Source organism: Bradyrhizobium liaoningense (genome assembly GCF_018130955.1).
Lineage (GTDB): Bacteria > Pseudomonadota > Alphaproteobacteria > Rhizobiales > Xanthobacteraceae > Bradyrhizobium > Bradyrhizobium liaoningense_C.
Genome location: NZ_JAFCJM010000070.1, coordinates 1 through 22,662, shown reverse-complemented (window position 1 = coordinate 22,662; position 22,662 = coordinate 1). Strand labels below are relative to the sequence as shown.

General features: G+C 66.5%; 14 protein-coding genes. 5 read left to right on the top strand and 9 right to left on the bottom strand.

Annotated elements, in window-relative coordinates; all coding sequences use genetic code 11:
• Window positions 1–21: 21 nt before the first annotated feature.
• Window positions 22–5,781: a negative regulator of septation ring formation gene (locus JQ632_RS33560; protein WP_212406953.1), complete on the top strand. Its 5,760-nt coding sequence runs from the start codon at window positions 22–24 to the stop codon at window positions 5,779–5,781.
• Window positions 5,782–5,841: 60 nt separating this feature from the next.
• Here JQ632_RS33560 and JQ632_RS33555 read toward each other — a convergent pair whose 3' ends face one another.
• The 7 genes from JQ632_RS33555 to JQ632_RS33525 form a co-directional block, all read right to left on the bottom strand.
• Window positions 5,842–6,483: a response regulator transcription factor gene (locus JQ632_RS33555; protein WP_212406952.1), complete on the bottom strand. Its 642-nt coding sequence runs from the start codon at window positions 6,481–6,483 to the stop codon at window positions 5,842–5,844.
• Window positions 6,480–10,019, bottom strand: coding sequence for a PAS domain-containing hybrid sensor histidine kinase/response regulator (locus JQ632_RS33550; protein WP_212406950.1), 3,540 nt, complete (start codon window positions 10,017–10,019; stop codon window positions 6,480–6,482). Before JQ632_RS33550 ends, JQ632_RS33555 begins: the two co-directional genes overlap by 4 nt.
• Before the next feature lie 245 nt (window positions 10,020–10,264).
• On the bottom strand, window positions 10,265–11,755 hold the full coding sequence (gene mctP, locus JQ632_RS33545; protein WP_212406948.1) for a monocarboxylate uptake permease MctP: 1,491 nt from the start codon (window positions 11,753–11,755) through the stop codon (window positions 10,265–10,267).
• The gene (locus tag JQ632_RS39770; RefSeq protein ID WP_312015690.1) at window positions 11,745–11,921 is read right to left on the bottom strand and encodes a DUF3311 domain-containing protein; all 177 of its coding nucleotides are present in this window, start codon (window positions 11,919–11,921) and stop codon (window positions 11,745–11,747) included. Before JQ632_RS39770 ends, mctP begins: the two co-directional genes overlap by 11 nt.
• A gap of 242 nt (window positions 11,922–12,163) precedes the next feature.
• On the bottom strand, window positions 12,164–13,045 hold the full coding sequence (locus tag JQ632_RS33535) for an MlaD family protein (RefSeq protein ID WP_212406945.1): 882 nt from the start codon (window positions 13,043–13,045) through the stop codon (window positions 12,164–12,166).
• A gap of 16 nt (window positions 13,046–13,061) precedes the next feature.
• Window positions 13,062–13,832, bottom strand: a complete 771-nt coding sequence (locus JQ632_RS33530; protein ID WP_212406943.1) for an ABC transporter ATP-binding protein — start codon at window positions 13,830–13,832, stop codon at window positions 13,062–13,064.
• Window positions 13,833–13,834: 2 nt separating this feature from the next.
• Window positions 13,835–14,968 (bottom strand): ABC transporter permease, encoded by a 1,134-nt coding sequence (locus JQ632_RS33525; RefSeq protein WP_212406942.1) that lies wholly within the window; start codon window positions 14,966–14,968, stop codon window positions 13,835–13,837.
• Between the two features lie 143 nt (window positions 14,969–15,111).
• On the opposite strand from JQ632_RS33525, the gene dgcA reads away from it, so the two are divergent.
• On the top strand, window positions 15,112–16,107 hold the full coding sequence (dgcA, locus tag JQ632_RS33520; RefSeq protein WP_212406941.1) for an N-acetyl-D-Glu racemase DgcA: 996 nt from the start codon (window positions 15,112–15,114) through the stop codon (window positions 16,105–16,107).
• On the opposite strand, the gene JQ632_RS33515 is transcribed toward dgcA, so the two are convergent.
• Window positions 16,077–17,276, bottom strand: a complete 1,200-nt coding sequence (locus tag JQ632_RS33515; protein WP_212406940.1) for an MFS transporter — start codon at window positions 17,274–17,276, stop codon at window positions 16,077–16,079. The two genes, dgcA and JQ632_RS33515, sit on opposite strands and share 31 nt — an antisense overlap.
• 75 nt (window positions 17,277–17,351) lie before the next feature.
• Here JQ632_RS33515 and JQ632_RS33510 point away from each other — a divergent pair, with 75 nt between their 5' ends.
• Entirely contained in the window at window positions 17,352–18,761 is a 1,410-nt protein-coding gene (locus JQ632_RS33510) for a hypothetical protein (protein ID WP_212406939.1), read from the top strand.
• Between the two features lie 560 nt (window positions 18,762–19,321).
• On the opposite strand, the gene JQ632_RS33505 is transcribed toward JQ632_RS33510, so the two are convergent.
• Window positions 19,322–19,768 carry an RbsD/FucU family protein gene (locus JQ632_RS33505; RefSeq protein ID WP_212406938.1) on the bottom strand — a complete coding sequence of 149 codons (447 nt, stop codon included), beginning with the start codon at window positions 19,766–19,768 and terminating at the stop codon, window positions 19,322–19,324.
• Between the two features lie 146 nt (window positions 19,769–19,914).
• Between JQ632_RS33505 and JQ632_RS33500 the strand changes: the two genes are divergently transcribed.
• Window positions 19,915–20,340: a group II truncated hemoglobin gene (locus JQ632_RS33500; protein WP_249152725.1), complete on the top strand. Its 426-nt coding sequence runs from the start codon at window positions 19,915–19,917 to the stop codon at window positions 20,338–20,340.
• A 129-nt stretch (window positions 20,341–20,469) separates the two neighbouring features.
• Window positions 20,470–22,350 carry a caspase family protein gene (locus JQ632_RS33495; protein WP_212406937.1) on the top strand — a complete coding sequence of 627 codons (1,881 nt, stop codon included), beginning with the start codon at window positions 20,470–20,472 and terminating at the stop codon, window positions 22,348–22,350.
• Window positions 22,351–22,662: the final 312 nt, after the last annotated feature.

The window sequence follows — 22,662 nt, the reverse complement described above, 5'->3', positions numbered from 1 at the left end:
TAGCGAGGGCTCAGACTGAACATGGCGAACACTCCCAAGAAGGTCAAAGACCCCACGGAAGTCGCGCTTTCTGCAATCCAGGAAGCCCTGAACATCAGCGACACCGCAGCGGATACCAGCCGCGCGGCCTCGGCGCGCAACGAGACGACGCCCCCGGTGGCGCCGCCCGCCCCGCCGGTCTTCGACGAACCGACCTTCGAGGCGCATCCTGCCGTCAACGAACGGCCGGTGTTCGAGCCAATCGAGGAGCCGCGCACCTCGCGCCGCGCCGCCAATGACGATCGCGAGACGATCGGCCAGATCCTTCAGGCGTTGCAGAAGGGCCGCCCTGCCCGCAGCGTCTATACCTTCGCGACCGTGTTCGCCGGCATCTGGCTTGCGGCCTGTGCTGCGCTGACGTTCGGCTTCCTGCCCTCGATCCAGTCGGCGATGGGCCAGAGCGGCGGCGTGCTGGTGCTTGCCGGCCTCGTCGCACTGTTCTTCGCGCCCGTGATGCTGTTCTACTTCCTGGCAAGCCTCGTCTGGCGCGGCCAGGAAATGCGCATGATCGCGCAGGCGATGTCGCAGGTCGCGATCCGCTTCTCCGAGCCGGAAGGCTCGGCCTCCGATTCCATGGTCACCGTCGGCCAGGCGATCCGCCGCGAGGTCGCGGCCATGGGCGACGGCATCGAGCGCGCGATCGCGCGCGCCGGCGAGCTCGAGACGCTGGTCGCCAACGAGGTCGCCGCGCTCGAGCGCGCCTATAGCGACAACGAAGTCCGCATCCGCGCCCTGCTGCAGGACATCGCGCATCAGCGCGACAATCTGGTCGGCCAGGCCGAGCAGGTGCGCAGCGCCATTTCCGGCGTGCAGATCGACCTCCGCCACGACATCGCACTGATCTCCGACGCAATCGCCTCCCGCGTCGACGAGGTCGCAAAATCCATCACCGGCGCGCTGGAAGAGCGCGGCGCGCACATCACGCAGGCGCTCAGCAACGCCGGCGACAACATGATCCTCGCGCTCGGCGAGCGCGGCGGCGACCTGCTCGACCGCCTCGAGGAAGCCAGCTCCGAGACCACGCGCGCAGTGCTCGACGCCAGCGAGCGGCTGACGACCAGCCTCAACTTCAAGACCGGCCACGTCCACGACGAGTTCGTCGACCTCGCCGATCGCGTCCACGAGATGCTGAACGAGCGCATCGACCGCATCACCGGCGAGTTCGAGCAGCGTTCGTCGGCGATCGTCGACGGCATCTCCGAGCGCACCGAGCAGGTCCACGACTCACTGAAGAACTCCTCGGACTCGCTGCTGCTCGAGCTCGAGCTGCGCTCCAACGACCTCTCCAGCAAGATCGACGACGCCGGCAACCGCCTGGCGGGCCAGATCATGACCTCCGGCGACAAGGCGAGCGAAGCGCTCGACGCCACGGTCAACACCCTCGTCGCCAAGGTCGTGAGCCAGACCGAGACCGCACACGACTCGCTGTCGCTGCAGATGAGCGCGTTCGACGAGCTGGTGAGGAACCAGGGTGCCGATCTCGTGGAGAGGTTCGCCCGCGATTCCGGCACGCTCGGCGCGCTGATCACGCGCCACATCTCCGAGTTCGACCGCACCGTGAAGACCTTCGGCGGCGAGATCGTCGACCGCATGGGTCAGCGGACCCAGGACATCGCCGAGACGCTGAAGACCTATGTCGACACCTTCGACACCCGCCTCACCTCGAACGGCGGCGAGATCACGGCCACGCTCGACCAGCGCCTGATGCAGTTCGAGACCACGCTCGGCGAGCGCGTCACCAGCCTCGACTCCTCGCTCGACACCAAGATCGCGACGCTCGACTCGTCCGTCGAGGGCCGTATCAAGACGTTCGACGAGCAATTCGGCGGCCGCGTCGCCGCGCTCGAGCAGTCGTTCGACATCCGCGCCACGGCGGTGACGGAGACCATCGACGGCCGTCTCAATACGCTCGCCACCTCGCTCACCGACGGTGCCTCGCAGGCGATCCAGTCGATCGACTCCCGCCTCACCCACCTCACGACGTCACTGACCGACGGCGCAACGCAGGCGATCCACTCGATCGACTCGCGGCTGACGCTTCTGACAACGTCGCTCACCGGCGGCGCGGCGCAAGCGCTGCAGTCCATCGACTCCCGCCTCACCCAGCTCTCGACCTCGCTCAACGACGGCGCCACCCAGGCGCTGCAGTCGATCGACGGACGTCTCAGCCTCCTGACCACGACGTTGACCGACGGCACGGCGCAGGCGATCGAGGCGGTCGATCGCCGGATCACCAGCGTTACCGACACGATCGACACCCGTAGCACGCACCTCGCCGACACGGTCACGGCGCGCTTCCAGGATATCCACCAGGCCATCGAGACCAAGGTCGGCTCGGTCGCCAGTGACATCGACGTGCGCGTGGCGCAGTTCGAGGACCTGCTCGGCTCGCGGGTCGAGGCCGTCGCCGGCCGCATCGAGAGCAGCGGACGCCAGGCCAGCGACGACCTGATGTCGCGCGCCGAGATGATCTCCACCACGATCCGCTCGCATGTCGAGGACGCCGAGCGCTCGCTGACCAACCTCGTGGTCAACACCAGCGAGACCATCCAGACCGGTGCGCGCACCGCGCAGCAGTCGCTGATGACGGTCTCCTCGGACGTCAATGCGCAGCTCAAGATGACCTCTGCGGACGTCGAGCGCGCGCTGACCGCGGTCGGCACCGGGGCCGCGAACGCGATACTGACCAGCGCCCGCGAGGCGCAGTCGACCCTGGTCTCCGCGTCCGGCGAGACCTCCAACCAGATCAAGTCGCTGTCGGCCGACGTCGAACGCACGCTTTCGGCGGCAGGCTCGGCGACCGCAGCCTCGATCCTGGCCGGTGCCCGCGAGGTGCAGACCACGCTGGTCACCGCCTCCTCGGATGCGGCCAACCACGTCAAGACGCTCACCGCCGACGTGCAACGCTCGCTGTCGATGGCCGGCAGCACGACCGCCGAGGCGATCACCACCGGCGCCCGCGACGCCCAGACTGCGCTGATTGCGGCCTCGACCGAGAGCGCCAATCAGATCAAGGCGCTGTCGGCCGACATGCAGCGCTCGCTGTCGATGGCTGGCACGGCGACCGCCGAATCGATTACGGCCGGCGCCCGTGACGCGCAGAACACCCTCGTCAATGCGTCGACTGAAGCCGCAACACAGGTGAAGTCGCTTGCAGTCGAGGTGCAACGCTCGCTCTCGACCGCCGGCACCGCCACCGCCGAGACCATCACGGCCGGTGCCCGCGAGGCGCAGAACACCCTGGTCACCGCGTCGACGGATGCGGCCGCCCAGGTCAAGTCGCTCACGGCCGAAGTGCAGCGCTCGCTCTCGCAGGCCGGCCTGTCGACCGCCGAGACCATCACCACCAGCGCCCGCGACGCGCAGAGCACCCTGCTCGCGGTCTCGGCCGACTCGACCACCCAGGTCAAGTCGCTGGCGGCGGAGATGCATCGCGCCCTGTCGTCGGCCAGCGGCGCGACGATCGAGAGCATCACCGCTGGCGTCCGCGACGCTCACGGCTCGCTGATCACCGCGTCCTCGGAAGCGGCCAACCACGTCAAGTCGCTCGCCTCCGATATCGAGCGCACGCTGACGGCGGTCGGTGCCGACACGGCCTCGACGATCCTCAACAGCGCGCGCGAGGCGCAGACCTCGCTCACCGCGACCTCGGCCGACACGGCGAGCCAGATCCGTGCGATCTCGACCGACATCGAGCGCGCGCTCTCCACCGCGACGACGAACGCGACCAACGACATCCAGACCAGCGCGCTCAACGCGCAGAATGCGCTGATCAACGCCTCGAACGAGGCGAGCTCGCGGGTCAAGTCGAGCTCGGCCGACGTCGAGCGCTCGGTGCTCGCCGCCAGCGGCACCTTTGGCACCGCCATGACGGCGAAGACCGACGAGATCGTCACCTACGTCCAGCAGCAGACCGACCGTCTGTCGAACATGATCGACGCCAAGCGCGGCGGGCTCGTCGATGCGATCGGCTCGAAGACCAGCCAGCTCACCATCGACATCGATCGCGTCACCTCCGACGCGCTCAAGTCGATCGAGACGCGCGGCCAGGCGTTCGCACAGTCGATGATGGGCAACGGCAACGACGTCGCCCGCACCATCACTTCGGCGAGCGAGCTCGCGACCGGCGCGGTCAACAAGTCGCTCAAGGACCTCGAGCAGGCCTCGCGCTCGGCAATCGACCAGTCGCGCCAGGTCTCGATCGCGGCCGTCACCGAGATGCAGGAAACCAGCAAGATCCTGCGCACCGACACGGTCGCCCTGTTCGAGCGTCTGCGCGAAGGCAACATCCTCCTCCAGGAGGTGCTGACCGGAGCGCACGACAACCTCAACTCGCTCGAGCGCGCGCTGGTGACCCGTGTCGCCGACTTCGTCTCGGCCATGAACGACGTCACCTCGCGCAATGGTGCGGCGACCCAGACGCTGGAAGACCAGCTCAACGTCTTCAACGCCAAGACCACCAGGGCGCTGGAGGATCTCGGCCAGCTCTCGACCCAGTTCGACGCGCACGGCAAGGCGCTCGTCGACGCTGCCCAGGTCGTGGAACAGAGCAACAAGAACACCACCGCCTCGCTCGCCGAGCGCAAGCAGGCGCTGGAATCGCTCGTCACCACGATCGACCTGCGCACGGCCGATCTCGACCAGCGTCTGTCGCGCTTCACCGGGCTGCTCGATGAATCGCTCGGAGCCGCCGAGGAGCGCGCCCGCGACATCGCCCGCGTGGTCGCCGAGACCGCCGGCGCCGGATCGGCCGCGATCACCCGCCAGTTCGAGGCGGTGCGCTCGGCCTCCGAAGAGGAGCACCGGCAGACCATCGACGCGATGCACGACATCTATCGGCAGACCACCGACGAAGCCGATGCGATGTTCAAGCAGTCGGCGGAGAAGTTCGCCAACCTCGTGTCGAGCATGAAGCAGATGGCCTTCGAGATGCACAACGAGCTCGAAGCCACCCGCAACGAGCTGCGCCGCGGCGTGCTCGAGATGCCGCAGGAGGCTGCCGAGAGCACCGCGCAGATGCGCAAGGTGATCGTCGACCAGATCGAGGCCCTCGCCGAGCTCAACCGTATCGTCGCCCAGCACGGCCGCGGCCTCGACGTCTCGACCACGGGCCGCGCTTCGGTCGCCCGGCAGGAGGAGCCGATGCTGGCAGCCGCCGGCGGTCGCACCGACACGCGCATGCGCGACACCGGCAGCGCCTCGACCCTGCCGCCGCCGGACCTCGGCATGCCCGCCTCGCGCCGCACGGAAGCGCCGCCGGTCGCTCCGGCAGGCAACAACGACCAAGGCCGCGACGGCTGGCTGTCCGACCTCTTGAGCCGTACGGATGCGGGCCAGAACGCGCCGAGCGGCCGTGAGGCACCGCGCGGCCGCGCGCCGCAGCCGCAGGCGCCGCAGGGCGGCGGCAATCCGCTGGAGTCGCTGTCGCTCGACATCGGCCGGCTGATGGACCGCAACCTCGCCGCCGAGATGTGGGATCGCTACCAGCGCGGCGAGAACAAGGCCTTCACCAAGCGGCTCTACACGCCCGCCGGTCAGAAGGCCTTTGACGAGGTCGCCCGCAAGTACCGCGCCGACCGCAACTTCAAGGGGACCGTCGACCGCTACATCGCGGAGTTCGAACGGCTGCTCGACGAAGTCGCCCGCGACGGCCGCGGCCCGCAGGAGCTGCGTAGCCACCTCACCTCGGAGACGGGCCTGGTCTACACCCTGCTCGCTCACGCGGCTGGACGGCTGGGATAAGCGGGACAGCAACGAATAAGGAAACGGAGGCCTCGCGGCCTCCGTTTTCGTTTTGCGCGGTCAAAGCCCGAAGGCGAGACGCTCCGCGAGCACGGCGGCCTGGGTGCGCGAACCGACGCCGAGCTTGCGCAGGATGGTCGAGACGTGGCCCTTCACGGTCTGCTCGGCAATGTCGAGCTCGCCCGCGATTTGCTTGTTGAGCTTGCCATCGACAATCATCGCCAGAATGCGCAACTGCTGCGCCGAGAGCGATGCCATGCGGGCACCGAGTTCGACGTCGGCGCCCTGCACCGAACTGCGGCCGCCGACATTCGGCGGCATCCAGATTTCACCGGCAAGGATGCGCGTGACGGCGTCAGCCATCTCCGGCAGGCTCAGCGATTTCGGGATGTAGCCGGAAGCGCCATAGGCGATGGCGCGGCGGATCGTGGCCGCGTCCTGCCGCGCCGAGATGATCGCAACGGGCACGGTCGGAAACTGCGCCGACAGGATGAACAGCGCGGCAAAACCCTGGATGCCCGGCATGGTCAGATCCCACAGGATCAGATCGACCTCCTCCGCGCGCCCGGTCAGCGCGTGCAACGCCTCGTCCAGCGACTGGCAGGCGATGATGTCGAGATCATCAAGCACGCTTGATAGCGCGCTGCGGAGCGCCGCCTGCACCAACGGATGGTCGTCGCCGATCACGATGCGTGTCGTCATGCCGTAACCTGTTTCGCAGCCAGTTGCCGGCTCAACGCCTCGCCGGCGAGAAATCGCCGCAGCGCGGCCGGCCTGAGCGGCTTCTGCAGGATCTCGCACCCCCGCGCCCTGGCCTCCTTGCGGACCTGCTCGCTGCGGTCGCCGGTAACGACCAGCACGCGAACGTCGCCGGCGGAGGTCTGCCGTAGATCGTCGAGAAAATCCAGACCGCTGCGCACGCCGTCGAGGTGGTAGTCGAGCAGCACGACGTCCGGCCGGCAGTTTGCCGCCGCCTGCATCGCCGCTTCGATGTTCGACGCGACCACGGCGCGATGCCCCCAGGCCGCGAGCAGCGCCGTCAGCCCCTCGAGAATCGTCGTGTCATTGTCCAGGCACAGGATCGTCAGCGGCCGCTCCGTCGGCTGCGCGGCCACGTCCCTCGCCTTGGGTTGCAGAGCGGATCCGCCCCCGGGCGCGCAGGGGACCGTGACGGCAAAGCAGGAACCGTGGCCCGGGCGCGAGTGGAGATCGACGGCATGGCCCAGCAGGCGCGAAATGCGCTCGACGATCGCCAGCCCGAGCCCCAGTCCCTTGTCCGCGCCCGGCGCCAGCCGCTGGAACTCCTCGAAGATGCGCTTGTGATCGCTCTCGGCGATGCCGACCCCGGTGTCCCAGACCTCGATCCGCAGCCTGCCGCCGCGGCGGCGGCAACCGAGCAGGATCCGCCCCTTCGGCGTATAGCGCAGCGCGTTCGACAACAGGTTCTGGAGGATCCGGCGCAACAGATGCGGATCGCTGCGCACGGTGAGCCCGCAGTCGACCACGCGCAAGACCAGCCCGCGCTCGCGCGCCATGGCGGAGAACTCGACGGTCAACTGCACCAGAAGGTCCGCGATCGGGAAGTCGATCGGCTCGGCGCGGACGGTGCCGGAATCGTAGGAGGAGATGTCAAGCAGCGTATCGAGCACGTGCTCGGTCGACCGCAGCGCCGTGACTGCGCTCTCGGCCAATGTCCGCTCCTTCGCCGCGCCGGAGGGCGCAGCGCGCAGGCCCTCGTCAAGCGCGGAGAGAAACAGCCGCGCCGCATTCAGCGGCTGCAGCAGATCGTGGCTCGCCGCGGCGAGGAACCGCGTCTTGCCGAGATTGGCCTGCTCGGCCTCGGCCTTCGCCTGTTCGAGCGCCTCGGTGCGCTCACGAACGCGCAGCTCGAGATCCTCGTTGGCGCGGCGCAGCGCTTCGGCGGCCCGATGACGCTCGGTGACGTCGGTGTAGGTTGATACGTAGCCGCCCTCGGCAATGCGATCGTAGACGATCTCGAGCACGGTGCCGTCGGGCCGCTTGCGCTCGTAGACATAGGGCCAGGTCTGCGCCGCGACGTCGCGATTGACCAGCAATGCAGCGAATTCGGAAGCCGCATATTCGCCGCGCCCGACATTGAAGGCGATCAGCTCCGCCAGCGGCAGGCCGACCCGCACGAGGTCGGGCGGCAGGTCCAATAGCGCGATGAAGCGTCCGTTCCATGCGGTGATATTGAAGTCGGCGTCGAACGCGCAGATGCCCTGCGGCACGCTTTCGAGCGTGCTCTGGAGCAGGCTGCGGTTGAAGCGCAGCGCCTCGGAGGCCTCATCCAGCATCGCCATCGCCGCGCGGCGCGACAATGAATGGCCTTCCAGCGAGGCGGCAATGACCACGCGCGCCGACGCCGCGCCGATCGCGCCCGCCAACAGGTTTTCGGTGAACCGGATCGAGTCGAGGTCGACCAGGCCGGACTGGTCGAGACGCGGCCCGGGGCCGGCCACGCGCGCAGCGACATAGCTGTCGAACGCGGCAACACCGCGCTCGAGCCCGACAAAACGTATCGCCAGCGAGCGAAGGTCCTCGAGCCGCACCACCACGCGCGAGGACAGTCTTGGGATCGTGTCGTGGACCGCGCCCTCGGCGAAGACCGCAGCCTGGTTGCGCTCTACCGTCGTCTGCCTGCTGAGCAGGGAGAACGCCACGAAGCAGGCGATGTTGGCGACGAGGCTCCAGAGCGTTGCGTGCGAAATCGCGTCAAGACCGTCGAGGCCGAACAGCGCGTTCGGCCTCAGCCACGCGATCTGCCACGGACCGTCATGCGCGATCCGCTCAACCGCGGACCACAACGGTCCGGCCGATGGTAACAGCAGCGTGTAGGCCCAGACGCAGAAACCGGCGGCGATCCCCATGGAAGCGCCGACCTTGCTGGCGCGCTGCCAGTACAATCCGCCGATGAAGGCCGGCCCGAACTGCGCAACCGCCACGAAGGACAGGAGGCCGATGACGGTGAGCGGATAGGCCTGATTCACCAGGCGGTGCATCAGATAGGCCAGCAGCAGGATGGCGAGGATCGACAGCCGGCGCACCGCCACCAGGGTCGAGGAGACGGACCAGCTCTGCGTACGGCGTCCGAGAAACTGCCAGCGCAGCAGAAGCGGCATGATGACGTCGTTGCAAAGCATCGTGCTCAGCGCCACTGACGTCATGATGACCATCCCGGTCGCAGCCGAAAGCCCGCCGAGGAACGCGATCAGACTGACGGTCGTGGCGCCCGAAGCGATCGGCAGCGAGATGACGTAGGTGTCGGGATCCATCATCGCCCCGAACCTGGCAAGCCCAGCGGCCGCGATCGGCAGGATCAAGAGGCTGAACAGCAGCAGATAGCCCGGATAGAGCCAGGCCGCGGTGCGCGTGTGCGCGGGCGTCTCGTTCTCGACGACTGCGACATGGAACGCCTGCGGCAGGCACAGGAACGCGATCGCCGCGATGATGATCGTCGAAGGCCATACGGGCTGCGACGGATCGAACGTCAGGATACGTCCGAGTTGCGGGTCGGACTGAAGTTCTGCCAACAGGCCGGCCGGCCCGCCGGAAACGCCGAACAGCACGAACAGCGCAACGACGAGGAACGCGACCAGCTTGACGACGCTCTCGAAGGCGATTGCCAGCATCAGGCCGCGATGGTGCTCGCTGGCATGGACGTGCCGGACGCCGAACACGATCGCGAACAACGCCATCGAGGCGGCGACGCCGAATGCCGAATCCTGCCAGAACTGCAGGCTCTCGCCGCCTGCCCGCTCCGGCTGGAGGATCAGATAGTCAAAACTCTTCCCCACCGCCTTCAGTTGGAGCGCGATATAGGGCAGGACGCCGAGCAGCGAGGCCAGCGTCACGAACGCGGCCAGCGCCTGGCTCTTGCCGTAGCGCGCGGCGATGAAGTCCGAGATCGAGGTGACGTTCTGGCCCTTGGCGATCACGATCACCTTGGCCAGGAGCCGCTGGCCGAACAGCAGCACCAATGTCGGGCCGACATAGATGGTGACGAAGTCGAGCCCGGTTGTGGCGGCACGCCCGACCGATCCGTAGAAGCTCCAGGACGTGTTGTAGACCGCAAGCGTGAGGCAGTAGCTGATCGCCGCCGTCCAGGACATCGGCGAGACCAGGGGACCGTCGACGCTTCGCCTGTCGCCCCACCAGGCGATCAGGAACAGCGCGGTCACATAGGCCGCTGCGACCGTGAGAACGAACCACCCCTGCAAGACATCCCTCACCCGAGACCTTTCTCTGGCCTGGGATAATTCCCCGGGCCGGAGAGCGGCGGATACTAGAGCGTTTTCCAGCGAAGTGGACACCGCTTCGCGTCAAGAAAACGCGTCAAAACAAGAATCTAGGAGCTTCCGTTCCGGTTCTACCGGAACGGAAGCTCCTGAGCTTTTTCAGCTCGATCGAGGCCCAATCAAGTCCGGGGAACCCCGGGCCGACAGGCCTCGATACCAGCCGACGGTCAGGCGGCTTCGCGGGACAGCCGCGCCTGGGGCAGGCCCTTGAGCAGCAGGTTGACGGCGACCGCAACGACGATGTTGAGCGCCAGCGCCAACAGCCCGGTGTAGATCGCGACCGGACCGGCGCCGAAGTCGATGCTGTGCAGCGGCTTCAAACCGTCCGACCAGGCAAGCCACGATCCACCCGCAAGGCCGCAGGCCCAGCCGATCAGAAGCGGCGCGCTGGAGAACCAGTTGAAGTAGAGCCCGAACACCAGCGCCGGCAGGGTCTGGAGGATCCAGAGGCCTCCGAGCAGTTGCAGGTCGAGCGCGAACTGCGTCGGCATCAGCAGGATCGCAAGCAGCGCGCCCACCTTCACCAGCATCGAGGTGATCTTGGCGACCTTGGCCTCGCCCGCCGGCGTCACCGCGGGATCGATCCACACCTTCCAGAAGTTGCGGGTGAACAGATTGGCCGCCCCGATGCTCATGACGGCGGCCGGCACCAGCGCGCCGATCGCGATCGCGGCGAAGGCGAAGCCCGCGAACCAGCTCGGAAACAGCGTCTTGAACAGCGCCGGCACGACGTCGTTGTTGCTGGCGAGCTTGAGACCGGCCGCGTGCCCCATGTAGCCGAGCAGCGCGAGCAGGCCGAGCAGCAGCGTATAGGCCGGCAGCAGCACCGCGTTCTTGCGGATCGTGTTGCCGCCGGAGGACGCGAAGATGCCGGTCAGCGTGTGCGGATACATGAACGCGGCGAGCGCGGAGCCGAGCGCCAGCGAGGCATAGGGGAAGATCTGCGCCGGAGACAGCAACACGCCGCCGGAACCCTTGGCCACGAATGCGGCATCCGCCGCCGTGAAGATCGCGCCGTAGCCCCCGAGCTTGGACGGTACGATCGCGATCGCGGCGATCACCACGATGTAGATCATGATGTCCTTGACGAAGGCGATCAGGGCCGGCGCACGCAAACCCGACGAATAGGTGTAGAGCGCGAGCACCAGGAACGCCAGGACGAGCGGCACCTCGCCATGCAGGCCGAGCGCCTTGATCGCGACTTCCATGCCGATCAGTTGCAGCGCGATGTAGGGCATCGTCGCGAGCACGCCTGTGGCCGCGACCGCGAGCTCGAGCCCGCGCGAGCCGTAGCTGCCGCGAACCACGTCGCCGGCGGTGACATGACCGCGGTCCCTGGCGATCTTCCACAGCACCGGCATCACCGCGAAGACGAAGGGATAGACGATGATCGTGTAGGGCAGCGCGAAGAAGCCGTAGGCGCCGACGGCATAGACCAGCGCCGGGACGGCGATCACCGTATAGGCGGTGTAGAAATCGCCGCCGACCAGAAACCAGGTGATCCACGTTCCGAACTTGCGGCCGCCGAGACCCCACTCGTCGAGGTGGGCGAGCGTCTCCGGCTTGCGCCAGCGCGATGCGACGAAGCCCATCCCGGTGACGAGAACGAACAGTGCGATGAAGACCGCGAAAGCGGCGTTGTCGACGTCAGTCAGCATGACGCACGCTCCTGTAGACGATGAAGGTGAGAAGCGAGGTCAGCGGCACCCAGGCGAGCTGATACCAATAGAAGAACGGGAAGCCGAACAGATAGGGCTCCCTCACGTTGTAGAACGACACGATTATCAGCCCGATGAACGGCAGCAGCAGCAAAAGGCGTATCACGCTTTCCTCCCTGTGAGTGGAAACGACGCGCCTTTCCTCGAGCGCGACTTGCGCGCGATATAACCGGGATCGACTGCGGGCCCCTCCCCCTACCTTGGCTCCGTCACCCCCCATACTTTCGTATCGCGCGGGCGCGCGACTTGCGCGACCAGCGCCACGCATGCGTCGCGGTCACCGCCGAGATCAATGGCGGTGCCGCTGCGTTCGATTGACGTGACGAAATGGCCGCGAGCGTGCGACCGCTACTGCCGCCTGCCGCTCGCGGCAGGCGCCGCGGGCTTCGGCGGTTCGGGCGGCGGGGCCGCCTGCTGCGAGCTGTTGCTGGCGCCGAACAGCACGCGGGTCGGGTTGCGGTCAAAATTGTTCACGGCGCGGCTGATGTCGCCGAGCGTGCGGCGGCCGTCGGCCATCAGCGCACCCGAGCGCTTGTCAAAGTCGTCGGCGAGTTCGCGGATCGACTTCACCGCCTGGAACAGCTCGCCGCCGTCCTTGCCGCCGGCGAGCGTGTTGAGGCCAAGCATGAGGTTGTCGGCCTTGAGCATCACGCCGTCGACCTTGGCCATGACGGCGTCGATGCGCTCGGAATTGCGCGCCAGCGAGGTCGTGAAGGTCTCCAGATTCTTCAGCGAGTTGCTCACCGACTGCTGATTGTCGGCGACGAGCTTGTTGATGTTCTGCAGCGTGCCGCGGATCGCCTCGGTGACGTCCTGAAGCTTGGTCGGGTCGGCCATCAGGATCGGGATGCCGTCCTCGTCCAGCGGCGGCGGGGGCGCGGCCTCCTCGCCGCCCTTGAGCGAGATCGCGGCAACGCCGGTCAACCCCTGGAATTCGAGACCGACCAGGGTGTCCTTGCGGATCGGCGCCTTGTTCTCGATCATGGCGAGTGCGACAACCCGACGCGGGTTGTCGAGCTTCACCGAGACCACTTCACCTACCCTGATACCGTTGAAGTTGACGCTGCCGCCGTTGCGCAAGCCGGCCGCCGGCCCCTCGAACACGACCCGCAGCGGGCTGCGCTGCTTGGTAGTGTGGAGCGACTGAAACCACAGCACGAAGCCGATCGCCGCCGCGATCACCGCCAGCGTGAAGGAGCCGATCAGCACGTAGTTCGCCCGCGTTTCCATCAGTTACTCCGGGACATCAACTCATGACCGCGCGGGCGCGCTTGCCATGGAAATACTGCCTCAACCAGGGATGCTGCGAGGCCTGCATGTCGGCGATCGACCCTGCAGCAATGATCTTACCGTTCCCTAAAACGGCGATGCGATCGCAAGCGGTGTAAAGACTGTCGAGGTCGTGGGTTACCATGAAAACGGTCAGGCCCAAAGTGCGCTGGAGGGTCCTGACCAGCTCGTCGAAGTCGCCGGCGCCGATCGGATCGAGGCCCGAGGTCGGCTCGTCCAGGAAGACGAGATCGGGATCGAGCGCGAGCGCGCGCGCCAGCGCCACGCGCTTGATCATGCCGCCGGAGAGTTCTGAGGGAAACCGCTCGGCGACCTCCGGCTTGAGGCCCACCATCGCGAGCTTGGCCATGGTGATCTCGTCCATCAGGCGCTGCGTGACGTTGAGATATTCGCGCATCGGAAACTGGATGTTCTGCCGCACGGTGAGCGAGGAGAACAGCGCGCCCTGCTGAAACAGCACGCCCCAGCGCCGCTCGACACCACGGCGCTGCGATGTATCAGATGAATCGAGATCGACGCCGAACACTTCGATGCGGCCGGCAACTTTTGGCACCAGACCGATGATGGTGCGCGTCAGCACGGATTTGCCCGCGCCCGACGGGCCGACGAAACCAAGGATCTCGCCGCGCTTGACGTCGAGGTTGAGGCCGTCGAGCACGCGCGTCGAGCCGAACTGCACGGTGATGTCGCGGACGCGGATGATGGGGTTTTGGATCTCGCCTGCCATCATCACATTCCGATCGACGCGAAGAAGATCGCGAACACGCCGTCCATGACGATGACGAAGAAGATGCCCTTCACCACCGAGGACGTCGTGTGTTGTCCCAGCGATTCCGCGCTGCCCTGCACGGCCAGGCCTTCGACGCAGGCGACGATGCCGATCACGGCGGCCATCACGGGCGCTTTCACGATGCCGACGATGAAGTGGTCGATCGAGATGGCGTCGCGCAGGCGCAGCAGGAAGGCTTCCGGGTCGACGCCGCCATAGAGCCAGGCGACGAGCCCGCCGCCATAGAGCGCGGCCATCGCGCCGAGGAAGGCGAGGATGGGCAGCGCCAGCACCAGCGCCAGCATGCGCGGCAGCACCAAGACCTCGATCGGGTCAAAGCCCATGGTGCGTAGCGCGTCGATCTCCTCGCGCATCTTCATCGAGCCGAGCTCGGCGGTGTAGGCGCTGCCCGAACGGCCCGCGACCATGATCGCGACCAGCAGCACGCCGATCTCGCGCAGCACCAGGACGCCCAGCATGTCGACCACGAAGATGTCGGCGCCGAAGCGGCGGAAGTGGAAGATGCCCTGCTGCGAGATGATGCAGCCGATCAGGAAGGTGATGAGCACGATGATCGGCACCGCGCGCCAGCAGACCTGCTCGAGATGGTGCACGGTCGAGGTCAGGCGGAACGAGCGCGGATGGATCAGCACGCGACCGCCCGCGGCCAGCACGGCGCCGAGCATGTCGACCAGGCTCGTCACCGTGCCGGCAACGCCCGCCACCGCGCGGCCGATCTGCTCCAGCATGCCTGATATGGTGACCGTGCTGCTGTCGATCACGGGCGTGGCCTTCACGCGCCGGACCTCGTCCACGAGGCTGGAATAATTCGCCGAGAGACCCGCGATCTGCGCCTCGACGCTGCCCTGGGTGAGGCTGCGGCGCAGCCGCTCGATCAGCCAGGCGCCGAACGTGTCGAGCTTGGAGACCTCGGAGACGTCGATGAAGATGTTCTGCCGGCTGCCGGCGAGCTTCTCGGCATCCGCCACGATGCGCTCGAGACTGGGCGCGAAGCTCGCGGTCCAGGCCCCGGTCGCACACAATGCAAGCGCATTGCCCTTGGCAATCCGCTCGAGTTTCGGATCCCCGCTCAAAATGCCCGCTCCCCTGAAGCGGCATATGAAGCAGCGGAAAAGTGATGGTTGCGCACGCGCCCTTACCTTGAAGAAGGTATCCCCAACCCGTCATAGTTAGTTGCACGAGGCAACGTACCGGTTCGAAATTGCCAGAGTTTTAAATGACTTCGCCCAAACTTCCAATGTTGACTGCGCGAATCGAGCGCTTCCCCATCGCGGGCCATTTTACCATCAGCCGGGGCGCCAAGACCGAGGCCGTGACCGTCGTGGCGGAGATCAGCCGCGGAGACTTCACCGGCCGGGGCGAATGCGTGCCCTATCCGCGTTATGGCGAGACCCCGGAAGCTGCGCTTACGGCCATTGAGGCCATGCAGGGGGCGATTGCCGGCGGGCTCGACCGGCAAGCCCTCCAGACGGCAATGCCGCCGGGCGCGGCCCGCAACGCCCTGGATTGCGCCCTGATCGACCTGGAGGCCAAGCAGGCCGGGTTGCGGGCCTGGAACCTGCTCGACCGTCCCGTCCCGAGCGAGCGGACCACGGCCTACACGATTTCGTTAGGAGCCCCCGAGGCGATGGCGGCCGCGACCGCCAGGGCGTCACGGCGCGCGCTCCTCAAGATCAAGCTCGGCGGCGACGGCGATGCCGAGCGGATCGCAGCCGTCCGCGAGGCCGCTCCCGAATCGGAGCTGATCGTCGACGCCAACGAGGCCTGGACCGACGCCAACCTCGAACGGAACCTGTTCGCCTGCGCGCAAGCCGGCGTCACCCTGGTCGAGCAGCCGCTGCCGGCCGGGCGGGATGCGGCGCTCGCCCGCATCAAGCGCCCGCTCGCGGTCTGCGCCGACGAGAGCGTCCACGACCGCACCTCGCTCGCGCCGTTGCGCGACCGCTACGACGCCGTGAACATCAAGCTCGACAAGACCGGCGGCCTCACCGAGGCGCTCGCCATGGCCGACGCCGCCCAGACGCTCGGCTTCGAGATCATGGTCGGCTGCATGGTCGCGACCTCGCTGTCGATGGCCCCCGCAATGCTGCTGACGCCGCAGGCCCGCTACGTCGATCTCGACGGCCCGCTGCTGCTCGCGCGCGACCGCGACCACGCGCTACGCTACGACGACAGCCTGGTCTATCCGCCGGAGGCCGCGCTCTGGGGCTGAGCCGTGAGCCGGTGCCGCATCGACCACATCACAAACGCGCCGGTGCCGGCCATCGCGGCCATGACGTAATAGAGCCCCTCGCCATAGCGGGCATAGATCGCACCCGAGATGATTGACGTCGTCGAGCTCAACAGACCGGCGGTGGCAGCGTAATAGCCCTGCCCGCGCGCCATCTGATGCGACGGCACGTGATGCACCAGCAGGTTCATGACGCCGATCTGCGTCAGCCCGAAGGTGAGGCCGTGCCCGAGTTGGACGATCGCGAGCAGGACAAGCTGCGGTTCGTTGGCGGTGACCGACCAGCGCACGACCGCACTGACGCCACCGATCACCACGAGCAGCCACGGATGCAGCGACAGCCGCGGCGATACCGCGAACACGATGATCTCCGCGAACACGCCGAGCGCCCAGAGTGCCGCAATCGTCAGCCCGCCGAGGCCATGGGCCTGCCAGTTGATCGAGGCGAACGTGTAATAGGCGACGTGGCTGCACTGGATCAGCGCCGCCGAGACGATGATCGCAACAAAGTTCGCATCGCGCAGCAGGCGCTTGCCGCCCTGCGCCACCGCGGTTTTTCGTCTGACATCGTCGAGCGGCCGGAGCAGGAGGCCGGTGAATGCCGACAGCGTCGCGAGCGATGCAATCACCCAAATCAATGCGCGCGCCGCGATCACGTCGACCGCGAGCCCGCAGCCGAGCGCGCAGATAATGAAGGCGACCGATCCCCACAGCCGCAGCGGGCCATAGCTGAGACCGTAGCGAGCAATGCCGCGCAGCGCGTAGGCATCCGCCAGCGGCACCAGCGGGGTCCAGAATCCGCAGGTTACGACATAAAGCAACAGCACGGGTATCGGCTGATGCTGCGTGCCGAGCAGCGCGAAGCCGAGCGCCGCGGCGAAGGCGGAGATGATCATCCCTGCGCGAAGAGCGTGGCGGCGTTCGGCCGCAGCGGTCACGAAGGGGAGCGACGTAAATCGCGTGACGGCGGGCACGGCGCAGATGATGCCGATCCAGCCGGGATCGATGCCGACCGCCTTCAGCCAGACCGGGAAGAACGGCAGATGCGTGCCGAGAAGGCCGAACGATGTCGAGTAGAACAGCGCCAGCCGAATCGCGAATCGCCGGCCTTGCGACGCAGATGCTGTGGAGATTTGTGATTCGGGCGGCATCAATTCAATTGCGATTCGGTCGATATCGTGGTGATCGTTACAGTAACGCGCACTGATTTGCGCGACGAGATTGCCATGGCCAATGAAGCATTCGCCCTCTCGCCGATTTCCGCCCGTGCGGCAGGGCCGAACGAGCAGGACTACGACGCGATCCGCGAAGCCTTTATGGAGACCGCGCGCGGCCGCTGGTTCCTTGGCGAATACGCCAAGCGCAACCGCAACGCCGACACGCGCATGGTGCTCGATGCGGTCGCCAAAATCGAGGAAACCCTTGCGGCGCAGCGTCAACCGGTCGTCGAGGACCGCGTGCCCGAGGTGCTCGCCGCGATCCGCCGCGCCGTGCGCGAGGCCGAAACCCTGGCCGGCGCCGCGTTCGATCCGAGCGTGATCGAGGCGAGCCTCACACCGATCCACCGCGGCGTGCGCATCATCAAGGAGATCTCCTGGCGCTGGCGCGAGATCGGCGCCGACGGGCGAATCTGCGACCTGATTGATTCGCAGCTCACCGCCATCGAGGGCGCCTGCGGGCAGGTCTCCACCATTGACCCGCGCGCCGAGCTCAGGATCGCCTTCGACCTGCTCAAGGACCAGATCGAGCAGGCCGGCAGCGGCGACACCACCGCGAAGCAGGCCGCGGCGCCGCCTCCTCCCCCCGCCCCGGCGCAGCAAGCGCCCGAGGTCGCGGATGCACCCGCTGCCGATGCCGCGATGGCGATGGTAGCGAGCGAACCGCCCGCGGCCGTTGCGGAGACGCCGCAGGAGGTCGCTGCGGCTCCCGACCCGGAGCTCGCTGCAGCAGCAACTGACGTCGCCGAGACGATGGAAGCCCCAGCCGCCGAAGTCATCGGTGAAATCGAAATCGCCGAGGTCGAAATCGCAGAGGTCGCGGCGAGCCCGATCGCGATTGACGAGAATGTCGCTGAACCTGCCGCACTTGCCGAGGTCGCCGAAGAGCCTCAGTTCGATGCCGCAGCGGAGGCCGAGGACGAAGCCGTTCTCGCGGCGATCGCGATGGAGATGGCCGCGCCCGATCCGGAGTTCGACGAGATCATCGGCGAGCTGAGCGAAGTTGCAGCAGAGGTTCAGGCGCCGGTCGTGGAAGAGCCGGTTGTGGCGGAGCCGGTTGCGGAAGAGCTGGCCGCAGCAGAGCCGATCGCAGCAGAGCCCATTGCGGCGGAGCCCATTGCAGCACAGCCCGTTGTCGCAGAGCCCGTTGTCGCAGCGCCCGTTGCAGCCGGGATGGCTGAAACGATCGCGCAATTGCGCGCGGCCATCGCCGAAGCCGCGGTTGCGGTGATGGAGCGCCCGGAGCCCGCCGTCGCGCAGGCAACGTCGCTTCCGATGCCCTCACCGGTCCCGGAGCCGTCGCTCGGCGCAACCATCCTCGCCAGCGGCATGCTGAAGACGCCTCGCACCGCCGCCAACGATCTCTTGGCGCCGATCCGCCGCATGACCCAGGCCGAGAAGATCGCATTCTTCTCGTGATGCGTGAGGATCGTCGGCCATCCGCCGCTTCCCTTAGACGAAAATGTCGCGTCGTCGGCGCGATGGAATTCGGCGCGACAGTCAGTTCGCGTGATCGTGATGCCGCGTTCGAAGATATGCTGACGCGTTCCGGAATACAGGCGCTCGGTTGCCAGTCTGGTCATTAGACAGCCCGGAGTAACGGGTTTGCCACTGGAGAAGGACATGACCAGATCCAAACTTCTGTTGGTTCCGCTGATTGCTGCAACAGTGCTCGCAACTCCCGCTACGGCTCGCACGAGCCATGTAACCCCGGGGCATCTCGCAGACGACGCCACCGCAAGCGATTTCCCGTCAGCCCGTTATGTGAATGGCCCGGTCAACAATCGCGTGCCGCGCGTCCGTGCGTCTGCGCCCACGGGCGGAGGCACTTGCGACGTCGGCGATAACCCGCGTGTGTGCTGAATGCGCGAAGAGTGGCGACTTCCGACAGTGGCCCTTCTGTTTCTCCGGCGACGTCAGCTGTTTCCGCTGTCGCCGGACAGCGAACATCGGGCGTGTCCGCCGGCCGGGGGTGGCACCTAGATCCCGATCACGCCCTTGCGGATGAGGAAGCAGCCATAGCCCCGGCTGTCTCCCACCTGCACCACGCCAAAGCTCGACGCTGCCGCGCGATAAAAGTCGGGTCGCGAGAGCTTGCCGCATTGAACGGGACCTCCCACGGAGCGCTCGATCTCCGCCAGCACCGCGCGCTGCACGTCCGGCACGCGGTCGGGATCGTCGAGCGGCGCCATCACGCGCACGGGATCGGGCTCAAAGTCGTCGAGCGGATAGAGCGTCATGATCGCGCGGACGGCAGTCTCCATGCTGATGCCGGACAGATGCACCAGGCGCTGCGAGGACGTTGAGCGCGCAATGTGCGCCGCCGGATGATTGGCGTCGACGACCGCGAGGTCGTCGCCATGGCCCATGGAGGCCAGCAGCCAGAGCAGATCTGGCGTCAGGATCGGATCGATCGACTTCAGCATGGTGAGACACGTCCCCTTGAATCTGACGGGCAATGCTGCCCAAAACCCGCCCGTTCGGCAATCGATCTGGCGCTGACCACTCCCAAATTGATCCAAATCATAGCGCAAATCGCACCGGACCTGTTGGCTCGCCGTGACCGCCACGAATGAGCAACGCGACGATGCCGACTGCGTCCACCAGCAAACCCCCGACGACCCAGACGACCCCATACGACCTCATCGGCGGCGAGGCCGTGGTGCGGCGGCTGGCCGACCGATTCTACGAGATCATGGACACCGATCCCGGCGCGCGCCGCATCCGCGCCATGCACGGCACGGATCTGGGCCCGATCCGTCAGCTCCTGTTCGAGTTCCTGAGCGCCTGGCTCGGCGGACCGGCGCTCTATTTCAATCGGCCGGAGCACCGCTGCGTCATGTCCGCGCATCGTCCCTATGCCATCGGCGAGGCCGAGCGCGACGAATGGATGATGTGCATGCGCGCCGCGATGGACGATTGCGCGCTGCCGGCGGAGATGCGCGCCCTGCTGGACCAGGCTTTCTCGCGCATGGCCAACGCCGTCCGCAGCCGGTGAATCGGTTCCCGGCGTGATCCAGATCACGCATGGTACCATGGTGACTGACATCACGTACCAAAACTCGAACGCGATCTAGCGTGCAGGCCACCAATCTCGCATCGAGATCAGTGCCAAAGGAGCACGCTAATGTTCCGCCTCAAATCCCTTTTGATGACCGCCAGCGTCCTGGGAAGCCTGTTCGGTTTCGCCTGCGATCCGGCGTTCGCGCAAGTTGCCCCTGCGCAAGCCGCCCCCGTCGCGCCGGCCATCCCGGTCGCGCAGCAGAGCCCCGAGCAACGCGTGGCGCTGGTGATCGGTAATTCGAACTACCGGAATGCGCCGCAACTCGCGAACCCCGACAACGACGCCGAGTCGATGGCGAAGTTCCTCAACTCCGCCGGCTTCGAGGTGATCTCCGCGACCGACCTGACGCAGAGCGACATGCTCAAGGTGGTGCAGGACTTCTCCGCCAAGGTCGCCTCGCGCGGCACCAACACGGTGGCGATGGTTTACTATGCCGGCCACGGCGTGCAGCTCGCCGGCGAGAACTATCTCGTGCCTGTCGATGCGAAGGTCTCCAGCCCCAGCGAGCTCGTGAACAACTCGGTTCGTCTCGTCGACGTGATGTCGACGCTGGAGACGATCCCGAGCCGCATGCGCATCGTCATCCTCGACGCCTGCCGCAACAACCCGTTCCCGAGCGTCAACGATGCGGGCCGCGGCCTTGCGATCGTCGATGCGCCGAACGGCTCCATCGTCGGCTATTCCACCGCGCCGGGTTCGGAAGCGCTCGACGGTCAGGGTGGCCACAGCCCGTATACGCAGGCCTTCCTCAACATCGCGCGTGAACCGAACCTGCCGATTGAGCAGCTCTTCAAGCGCGTGCGCCTGGAAGTCAACCAGACGACTGACGGCGCGCAGGTGCCGTGGGAAAGCTCCTCGCTGACCTCGGACTTCACCTTCTTCGGTGACACCGCCGTTGCCGCCAACCGCGCGCCGATCAAGGCCCCGGTCGTGCAGATGGCGTCGAACCTGCCGAGCCGTTCGGCCCGCCAGGCCTATGACTACGTGCTCTCAGAGGGGCAGCCGCAGTACTATCAGGAGTTCATCCAGATGTACCCGCACGACCCGCTGTGCGATCGCATCCGCTGGCTGCTCGCCAACCTCCTGATCGCGAACGCCTGGCACAAGACGGTGCTTGCCAACTCGCCGATCGCCTACAAGAACTTCTATGACAGCTACTCCAACAGCCCCTATGCCCAGTCGGCCCTGAAGCTGCAGTTGCAGCCGAAGGAAATCCCGTTGATGCAGGCGACCCACTTCCTTGCGCCGCAGAACATCGCGCCGCTCAAGGTCACCAATCTCGGCCCGAACAAGTACCTGCCGATCGTTCAGCAGGGTGGCGGGCTCGGCAATGGCAACCTGCCCGTCGGCCAGAACAAGCCGATCCCGATCGACAGCAACGTCATCGGCAAGCTCGGTAATGGTGGCCAGAACGGTGGCCAAGTCACGACGCTCCCGGCGGGCAACAACCTGCCGAAGCAGCCGATCGAGACGCCGTCGCAGGTTCCTGGCAAGGTCGTCACGCTGCCGGCGCCGACCAACACCACGACCGGTACGCCGTCCAACACCGGTGTCGTCGGCAAGATCGTGACGCTGCCCGCCGGCAACAACACGCCCAATACCGGCAGCAACAGCGGTACCCCTGGCAAGATCGTGACCCTGCCGGCGACAAATGTTGGCAAGGGCGGAACGAAGGTCGACGTCAAGAACATCGACGTGAAGACCAATGGTCCCGCGACCACCGGCCAGAACCAGCCGATCCGCGTTACCACCGGTAACACCGGCATCGTGAAGCAGACCAACAACAATCCGGTGCCCCCCGTTCAGGTCAACCGTCCGCAGTTCAACACCACGCCGAACCGGATTAACAACGTCACGGTGAATAACAACTTCAAGCAGTCGATGAACCAGGCGCCGGCCCAGAACGGCGGCAACATGAATCGTCGCGGCGGCTTCATGCACTGATCGCGACGACCACAACACGACAAAGGGGCGGAGCAGCGATGCTCCGCCCCTTTTCTATTTTAGCTGCCGTGAGATTGGGACGAACTTGCGCGGCATGGGGACTTCACCTCTCCCTTGGGAGAGGTCGGCGCTCTTGCGCCGGGTGAGGGTTTACGGTCTCAATTTGGGGCAGCGCCCCCTCACCCGATTTGCTGGCCCAAATCGACCTCTCCCCGCTGGGGAGAGGTGAACCGGGTGTTCAGCCCGGATAGATTGGTAACAAAGTAGACCTGATGGATTGGTAACAGTTCTCTGTCGGCTGGGAGGACCAGT